The 8,576-nt window shown below is 73.4% G+C and carries 3 protein-coding genes; 2 read left to right on the plus strand and 1 reads right to left on the minus strand.

Features of this window, described 5'->3' with window-relative positions:
* The first annotated feature begins 178 nt into the window (after positions 1-178).
* Together ACHFIV_RS33130 and ACHFIV_RS33135 are read left to right on the plus strand one after the other, a co-directional pair.
* Positions 179-1,516, plus strand: a complete 1,338-nt coding sequence (locus ACHFIV_RS33130) for a serine hydroxymethyltransferase (RefSeq protein ID WP_398976639.1) — start codon at positions 179-181, stop codon at positions 1,514-1,516.
* The gene (locus ACHFIV_RS33135) at positions 1,513-7,008 is read left to right on the plus strand and encodes an amino acid adenylation domain-containing protein (RefSeq protein WP_398976635.1); all 5,496 of its coding nucleotides are present in this window, start codon (positions 1,513-1,515) and stop codon (positions 7,006-7,008) included. The genes ACHFIV_RS33130 and ACHFIV_RS33135 overlap by 4 nt, the downstream gene beginning before the upstream one ends.
* Positions 7,009-7,595: 587 nt before the next feature.
* Here ACHFIV_RS33135 and ACHFIV_RS33140 read toward each other — a convergent pair.
* On the minus strand, positions 7,596-8,480 hold the full coding sequence (locus ACHFIV_RS33140) for a DUF4097 family beta strand repeat-containing protein (RefSeq protein ID WP_398976637.1): 885 nt from the start codon (positions 8,478-8,480) through the stop codon (positions 7,596-7,598).
* Positions 8,481-8,576: the final 96 nt, after the last annotated feature.

Consider the following 8,576-nt stretch of genomic DNA (forward strand, 5'->3'; position numbering starts at 1 on the left):
CCCCACACGCCGGTCCGAAGCCCCCCACCCCCCACCTGCACCACCGTCCGTCCAGACGCGCCGAGCGCGAGATGAGGTTTAGGTGATGACACATCAGACTGTCGCCGGAGTGTCCCGGGCGACGACGCAGGACCCCCGCACCCTGACGGGTGAGCAGGCGGAGCTGCTCAGGGCCGGCATGGGCTCCCTGCACACCCGCGACCCCGAGCTCGCAGCGATGCTCGACGCCGAGGTCCGCCAGCAGAACTCGACGCTCGCGATGATCGCCTCGGCGAGCATCGCCGATCCCTCCGTCCTCGCCGTCGGCGGAGCGGCTCTGTCCAACGTCACCGCCGAGGGGTACCCGGGTGCGCGGTACCACCCGGGGGCCCAGCAGTTCGACCAGGTCGAGGACCTCGCCGTACGGCGCGCCAAGCAGTTGTTCGGCGCGCAGTACGCCAACGTGCAGCCGCACTCCTGCTCCTCGGCCAACCTCGCGGTGCTCGCCGCGCTGCTGAAGCCGGGTGACACGTTCCTCGGCCTCGGCCTCGACGCCGGCGGGCACCTGACCCACGGCTCGCGGGCGTCGGTGAGCGGTCGCCACTACAACGCGCTGTCGTACGGCCTGGACGCCTCCGGGCGCATCGACTTCGACCGGCTCGGGGACCTGGTCCTGGAACACCGGCCGCAGCTGTTGATCGCCGGGGCCAGCGCGTACCCGCGTACCGTCGACTTCGCCCGGTTCCGCGCGATCGCCGACACCGTCGGGGCGTACCTGCTCGCGGACATCTCGCACATCGCCGGGCTGGTGGCGGCGGGGTACCACCCGAGCCCCGTCGACGTGGCCCATCTGACGACCACCAGTACGTACAAGCAGCTGGGCGGTCCGCGTGGTGGTCTGATCCTCAGCGGCCAGGACCACATGGCCCCGGGTCCGGACGGGCGCACGCCGCTGTCCCGTCTCATGCAGCGCGCCGTCTTCCCGCAGTCCCAGGGCACGCCGAGCCCCGCTTCCATCGCCGCGAAGGCCCGCGCCTTCGCGGTGGCCGCCGAGCCGGCGTTCGGTGAGACGGCCCGGCTGATCGTGCTCAACGCCCGGGCGCTCGCCGCGGAGCTCTCCGCGCTGGGCCACCGGGTCCTCACCGGCGGCACGGACAACCACATGGTCCTGATCGACACCATGAACGTCGGCCTGACCGGTGTCGTCGCCGAGCGCGCCCTGGAGGAGTGCGGCATCCTCGCGAACCGCAACCGCATCCCGGGCGACACCAAGCCGCCCCTGGTCACCAGTGGTCTGCGCCTGGGCACCAACATCCTCGCGCAGCGCGGGATGGGCCCGGAGCGGATGCGTGACTGCGCGCGGCTGCTGCACACCGTCCTGTCCGGTACACGCCCCCGGACCGACACCGAGTACCTGACCGACCCGGCGCTGGTCGCCCTGGTCCGTGAGGAAGTCCGGTGGCTGTGCGCCCGCCACCCCCTGTCCATCGACACCACCGCCGGAGTACCGGTTGACCTGATCGGAGTCGGCACATGATCACCGTCGAACACCTCGCGGCCGAGGCCGCCCCCGGCTTCCCCGCCGGGCCCCCAGCTCCCGCCGCGTCCGTCCCGGACCGCCCCGCCCCCGTCTCCCGCCCGGCCGCTCACGAGGAGGTGTGGCCGCCCGTGCTCGTCCCCACGGACCAGCCGCGCCGCCCGGGGCCGGGCCCCGCGGCCCCTGCGGTGGCGGACCTGGCCCTGGAGGCCGGTTCCGTCCGGCCCAGCGTGCTGGCAGCCGCCTTCGCGGTGCTGCTGCACCGCTACACGGGGCAGGACCGCATCTCCCTGGCGGGTCCGGACGGCGAGCTCCGGTTCCGGGTGACGCCCGGCACGACGCTGCGTGACCTGGCCGAGTCCGCGACCACGACGTCCTCCCGCGGCACCGGTCCCGTCGGCTTCCTGGCCGGCTCCGTCCCGCCGGCCGACGGCTCCTTCGAGCTGCACCTGACGGTGGACCGCTCCGGCGCGACGCTCCGGTACGACGCGGGGCTGTTCGAGGGCACGTCGGCGCTCAGGCTGCTCGGCCACTACCGCGAACTCCTCGTGGACGGGCTGCGCAACCCGGAGCGCACCGTGGACCGGCTCCGGCTGCTCACCGACGAGGAACTGGACCGGACCCTCGTCACCTGGAACCGGACCGCCACCGAACTGCCCGACCAGGGCTGCCTCCACGAGGCCTTCGAGGCTCGCGCGGACAGCTCGCCGGAGGCCGTCGCCGTGGTCCACGGCGACGTCCGGATGACGTACGGCGAGGTCAACGCCGCGGCCAACCGGCTCGCCCATCACCTGCGGTCGCTGGGCGTGGGCCCGGACGTACGGGTCGGTCTGTGCCTGGACCGTTCCGCGCAGCTGCTCGTGGCGGAGCTCGCCGTCCTGAAGGCGGGCGGCGCGTACGTCCCGCTGGACCCCGACTACCCGGCCCAGCGGATCGCCACGATGGTCGCGGGGACCGCCTGCGCCGTGATGATCAGCCGTGAGCGGCTGACCGGCAACCTGCCCGCGCCGGACGGACGGGGCCCGGCCCTGTTCCTGGTCGACCGGGACGCGGGGCTGCTGGACGGGCTGCCCGACCACAACCCCGGCAGGACCGCCGACCCCGATCACCTCTGCTACATCATCCACACCTCCGGGTCGACGGGTGTCCCCAAGCCGATCGCACTCCACCACCGGGGGGTGCTGAACAACATCGCGGACCTCAACGCCCGCTTCGGCGTGGGTCCCGGGGACTCGGTGCTCGCCCTGTCGTCCCCCAGCTTCGACATGTCCGTGTACGAGTTCATCGGCCTGACCGTCGCCGGCGGCACCGTGATCGTGCCGGAGGCCGGGCGGGCGAAGGACCCGGGGCACTGGGCGGAGCTGCTGGCCGCCGGGGAGGTGACCGTCTGGAACTCCGCGCCCGCCCTGCTCGACCTGCTCACGGACCACCTGGAGCAGACGGGTTACCGGCCGCTGCCCCGGTTGCGGCTCGCTCTGCTCGGTGGTGACTGGGTGCCGGTGTCCCTGCCGGAGCGGGTCGCCGCGTTCGCCCCCGCACTGAGGTTCGTGGTGATGGGCGGGGCGACGGAGTCCTCGATCCACTCGACGGTCTACGAGGTGGAGAAGACCGATCCGGAGTGGACGAGCATCCCCTACGGCCGCCCCATGGCCAACCAGCGCACGTACATCCTCGACGACGCGATGCAGCCGGTCCCGCAAGGCGTTCCCGGAGAGCTGTTCCTGGCCGGCACCGGGCTGGCCCGGGGCTACCTCGACCAGCCCGAGCGCACCGCCGAGCGGTTCACCACCTGGTCCTACGGGGACGTGGTGCAAGACGAGCGCCTGTACCGCACCGGCGACGCCGCCCGGTTCGGCCCGGACGGCCTGATCGAGCTGATCGGCCGCAAGGACTTCCAGGTCAAGCTCAACGGTCTGCGGGTGGAACTCGGCGAGATCGAGACGGTCCTGCGGTCGGCCCCCGGGGTGCGGCAGGCGGTGGTCGTCGCCCGCTCCGGCCGGCTGATCGCGTACGTCGTCCCGTCCGGGGCCGGCACCCCGGACACCGGTGGACTGCTCGCGCTGGCGAGGCGCGAGCTCCCCGACTACATGGTCCCCGCCACGGTCGTGATCCTGGAACGCCTTCCCCTGACGCCGAACGGGAAGCTCGACCGGCTCGGCCTGCCCGAACCGGCGTTCGTACCGGCCGCCTACCGCGCTCCCCGCTCGGCGGACGAGAAGCTGCTGGCCGCCGTGTTCGCCGAGGTGCTCGGTCTGGACCGGGTCGGCCTCGACGACGACTTCCTGACCGTCCGGGGTGACAGCATCCGCGCCATCAAGGTCGCCGCCAGGGCCCGTACCCGGGGGCTGGAGATCACACCGCGGCAGGTCATGCAGTGCCGTACGGTCGCCGCGCTCGCCCGGGCGGCGGCCGTCGCCGCCCCGGTCACCGCGCCCGTGCTCTCCGGCCCGCTGGCCGACCCCACGTCCGCCGGGTTCCTGGAGTGGCGGCGACGCTACCCCGGCCTCTCGGACGTCTGGCCGCTGACGCCCCTGCAGTCCGGCATCCTCTTCGAGTCCGCGCTCAACGACACCGGCTACGACGCCTACCAGATGCAGACCGTGCTGCACCTGACCGGTGCCGTCGACACCGCCCGGATGCGGGCGGCCGGACAGGCCCTGCTCGACCGCCACGCGAATCTGCGCGTGGCCTTCGTCCCGGACGCCGACGACACCCTTGTGCAACTCGTGGTGGACGGAGTCGAGCTGCCCTGGCGCGAGCTGGATCTGGGCGGGCTGCCGCCGGAGGAGCGTGACGGCGCCTTCGAGCGCTTCCTCGCCGAGGACTACGGCACCCATTTCGACCGGGCGGTCCCGCCGTTGCTGCGCCTCACCCTCGTGCGGTTCGGCCCGCAGCGGTCCGAGCTCGTGCTGACCACGCACCACGTGCTGATCGACGGGTGGTCCGAGCCGATCCTCGTGCAGGACCTGCTGCGCCTGTACGCCGGCGGCGAGGGCTCCTCGGCCCTGCCCCCGGTCCGTGAGTTCCGGGACTTCCTCGCCTGGCTGGACCTCCAGGACCGGGAGGCGACCGCGCGGGTGTGGGCGCGGGAACTGGACGGCGTGGCCGAACCGACCCTGCTCCTGGCGGACGACGTCCCGAGGGGCACGGTGCGCGAGACCGGTGAGCTCGGCCTCACCCTCCCGCCGGACCAGTCGGAGAGGCTCCAGCGGCGCGCCGCCGAATTGGGCGTCACGGTGAACACCCTGGTCCAGGGGGTCTGGGCCGTACTGCTGAGCAAGCTGACCGGGCGCGAGGACGTGGTGTTCGGAGCGACGGTCTCCGGCCGGCCGGGAGCACTGCCCGGGGTGGAGTCGATGGTCGGGCTCTTCATCAACACCCTGCCGGTACGTGTGCGGTGCGCGCCGGACGAGACACTGGCGGGACTGCTGACCGGGTTGCAGGACCGGCAGTCGACGCTGCTGGACCACCACCACCACGGCCTGGCGGAGATCCATCAGCAGACGGGCCTGCGTACCCTCTTCGACACGCTGGTGGCGTTCCAGTCCTACCCGGTGGACGAGGCCGGGATCGCGGAGGCGAGCAGCGCCGCGGGCATCCAGGTCACGGGGGTACGCGCCGAGGGTGCGGCGACCTACCCTCTCGCGCTGATCGTCGCGACCGATCACGGGATCCGGCTGACCCTGCAGTACCACCGCAACCGCTTCACGGAGGACGGTGTCGACCGCATCGCCGCGCACCTCCACGAGGTGGTGCAGCAGGTGCTCGAAGACCCCTCGCGGCGGGTGGGGGCGGTGGAGGTGCCGCTGTCCGGCGACCAGGAGGAGCCAGCCCCGGCCCCCGGACCCCGGGACGCGGACACCGACGCGGCCCCTGCCTCGCTGCCCGCCCTGCTGGAGTCGCACGCGGCCAGGACGCCCGACGCGGTCGCGGTGGCCTGTGAGGGAACGTCGCTGACCTACCGCGAACTGAACGTGTGGGCCAACCGGCTCGCACACCGGTTGATCCGCGAGGGATCCGGCCCCGGGTCGGTGGTCGCCCTCGACGTGCCCCGGTCCGTGCAACTGGCGGTGGCCGTCCTCGGGACCCTCAAGGCCGGTGCCGCGTTCATGACGGCCGGTGCCTACGGCCCGGCACTTGACGGAGTGAGCCGAGTGATCACCTGGGACGAGGTCAACGGCCCGGCCTCGGAGCCGGCCGGCCGGGCGGACAACCTGGATCCGGCCGGACCGGACCACGGCACGGCGGCGGACCCGGCTCGCCCCGCCTGGGTACGCCGAGGCGCCGGCGCGGAAGCCGGGACCACGTACGGTCACGGCGAACTGGCGGACGAGGCGGCGCGGTTCGCGGTGTTCGCGGAGCTCGCACCGGGCATCCGGCTGCTGGCGGCCTCGCCGCAGGACGACGCGATGCTGACCGAGGTGCTGGCGGCGCTGTCGGCGGGCGCCACCGTCAAGATCCCCACCGACATCGAGTCGTTCGGGACGAAGTGGGGCTGGACGGGCGACGTGATCGCCACCGGCGCACCGTTCCTCGCCGCCGTGCTGGACCGGGCCGGCGCCGGTGCCGTCCACGTGGGCACGGTCGTCCTCACCGGCGGCAGTCCGCCCGCGTCCTCGGTACGACGTGTCCGCGAGGCGTTCCCGGATGTGCGGGTGCCCGAGGGCGGCGGCCGGGCCGGCGCACCCGGTCCCGCGTCCGTCGCCGGCCGGGACGACGCTCCCGGGACCTCGGCGGAGGCGGCGGCGCCCGGGCCCGGCACCGGGGCGGCTGCGGCTGACGGCCGCCGTCCGGGCCGGAACGAGCAGGAGGAGGCGGTCTGCGCCCTGGTCGCCGAGGTACTCGGTGTCGAGGAGGTGGGCATCGACGACGACTTCTTCGCTCTGCGCTGCAACTCGCTCAAGGCGACCCGCATCGTGGGCCGCATGCGCCGGACGCTGGGCATCGACATATCGATACGGCTGCTCTTCGAGCACCCCACCGTCGCCGGGCTGTCCGAGCACTTCAAGCCCGCGAAGGCCACCTCCCGTCCAGGCCTGGGCGCATCGCTCAGGCGCATGGTCAAGCAGGATCCCGACGCGCCGGCCTCCGTGGCCCGCACGATCCGTGACGAAATGAAGGAGCAGGTACCACTGATGCGCGAGAACGCCAAGGAGCAGGCCAAGCAGCTCAAGGAAGAGATCACCTCGACGACCCGCGGGGCGTGGGACGGTGAGGCCTTCCAGGCGCAGCTGGCCGCCGACATCGAGGACCGCATTCGTACCGGTATGCGCCTGGAGACCGACGGACCCGGCGGCAGGGACCCGAAGAACGTGAAGGAGTCGCAGCGGCTCCTGAAGCGGATCGTGGAGCGCTTCGGCGAGGACGTCCGGGACGCGGGCCGGCACCACGCCCTCACCGACGACGAGCTGAACAAGGTCCAGGAGATCCTTGGTGCGACCGCGGACTCGGTGCGCGGCCTCCTGAGGCACTCCCACGAGAAGGTCGGCTGACTCCCCCGGCAGCCGACCGCCCCCTGCCCCCGCCGGCGCTCGCCGGCGGGGGCAGGGGCACGCGTGTGTGCGGGCCGCACCGCCGTACCGCCCGCGCGATCCGGGGAACGGAACCGCGGGCACCGTCGCCATCGGCGTCGATGCCGCCGTCGCGGTGTCACCGTCGCGGTGTCACCGTCGCCCGCCGTTCCACCGGGGCAGCCGCAGCCGCAGTCGCCTGCGCAAGGGCCGGGCAGGGCGCCATGTCGTGCCCGGCGGACGGCGCCGGGGGCGCCGGTCGTCCTCGGGCGGCGGACACCGGCAGGAGACCCGGGTGTCCGGCGCATGACGGGGCGCACGCGGCCGGCCACGACCCGGCGGAGGGGCCCCGCACGATGCCGGGACCCGCACGGCACCCCTCATGACCGGCCGCGCGGCACGTCCCCGCCCGCTCCGGCACTCCTGCGGGCGTCCCGGAGGGCGGGGCCGGAGCGGGGACGCGTGTCACGGGGGGCGCGGGAGCCCCCGCGACGGCCGCGCCGGACATGCGAGAGCCCCTCCGGCCCTGTCAGCGGGCCGGAGGGGCTCAGTTCTGCTGGGGGCGGTCGTCAAGGCCACCCCTCCTCGCAGTCGAAGGAGGCCTGGCGCACCACGATGTCCCCGATGATGGTGTAGGCGTGCACCTGTACGGCGTCGTCGCTCTCCTCGTCCCCGGGCGCCGTCTTCAGACCGTCGAGGAAGTTGAGCGACCGGTAGACCGTGCCCACGTGGGAGTTGAGGTCCAGCCGGGCCGCGACCCCGGCGGCGATGCCCACTTCGAGCCTGCCGGACGCGGTCTCCAGGACCAGCGGGCCCAGCACCGTCTCGTCGATCCGGATGTCGCCCTGCGACGCCCGGGCCTCGACCGCGCCGTGCGCCCGTCCGATGTAGAGGTCGCCCCTGTCGGCGTACACGTGTACCCGGCCGGTCGCCTCCCCGATGCGGGTGTCGCCGGTGGTGCGGTTGATCTGCGCCGATCCGTCGACCACCCGGATCCGTACGTCCCCGCACTCGGCGAAGGCCTCGATGTCCCCGAAGGCCCGCTCCACGCTCACGTTGCCCAGGACGGACCGCAGGTGCAGGGGTCCCGTCTCGTCGAGGTGGATGTGGCCGCAGTCCGTGGTGAGCCGGCACTCCCCCACGCGTCCCCGGCAGTGGATGTCGGCGGCGAGGGCGCTCGCGTGCAGCCGGGAGCCCACCGGGAGCGCGATGTCTATGTGCACCGCGCCGCCGCCACGCGGGACCCCCAGTGCCGCGGGGGCGGAGACGCGGAGTTCACCGTCCTCGTACGCGATGCGGGCGCGTTCGGCGGTGGCGACGTCACGCGGGTCCGAGCTGTCGGCGGGGCGCACGTCGACGACGGTGTCGGTGCGCTCGCTCGCGACGATCCGGACCTTTCCGAGATTCAGGTCGATGGTGGCTGCGATGGGTTCAGGAGTGTCGAAGACCGGCATGTCGGGGCCTCTTGCGGATAGCAAGCAGCCCGTGGCCTCACGGGAGGGGAGCCACGGGCTGCGGAGGTGGGTGGAGAGTCCTGGGGTCGTGCCGGC

Source organism: Streptomyces sp. ALB3 (assembly GCF_044385685.1).
GTDB lineage: Bacteria > Actinomycetota > Actinomycetes > Streptomycetales > Streptomycetaceae > Streptomyces.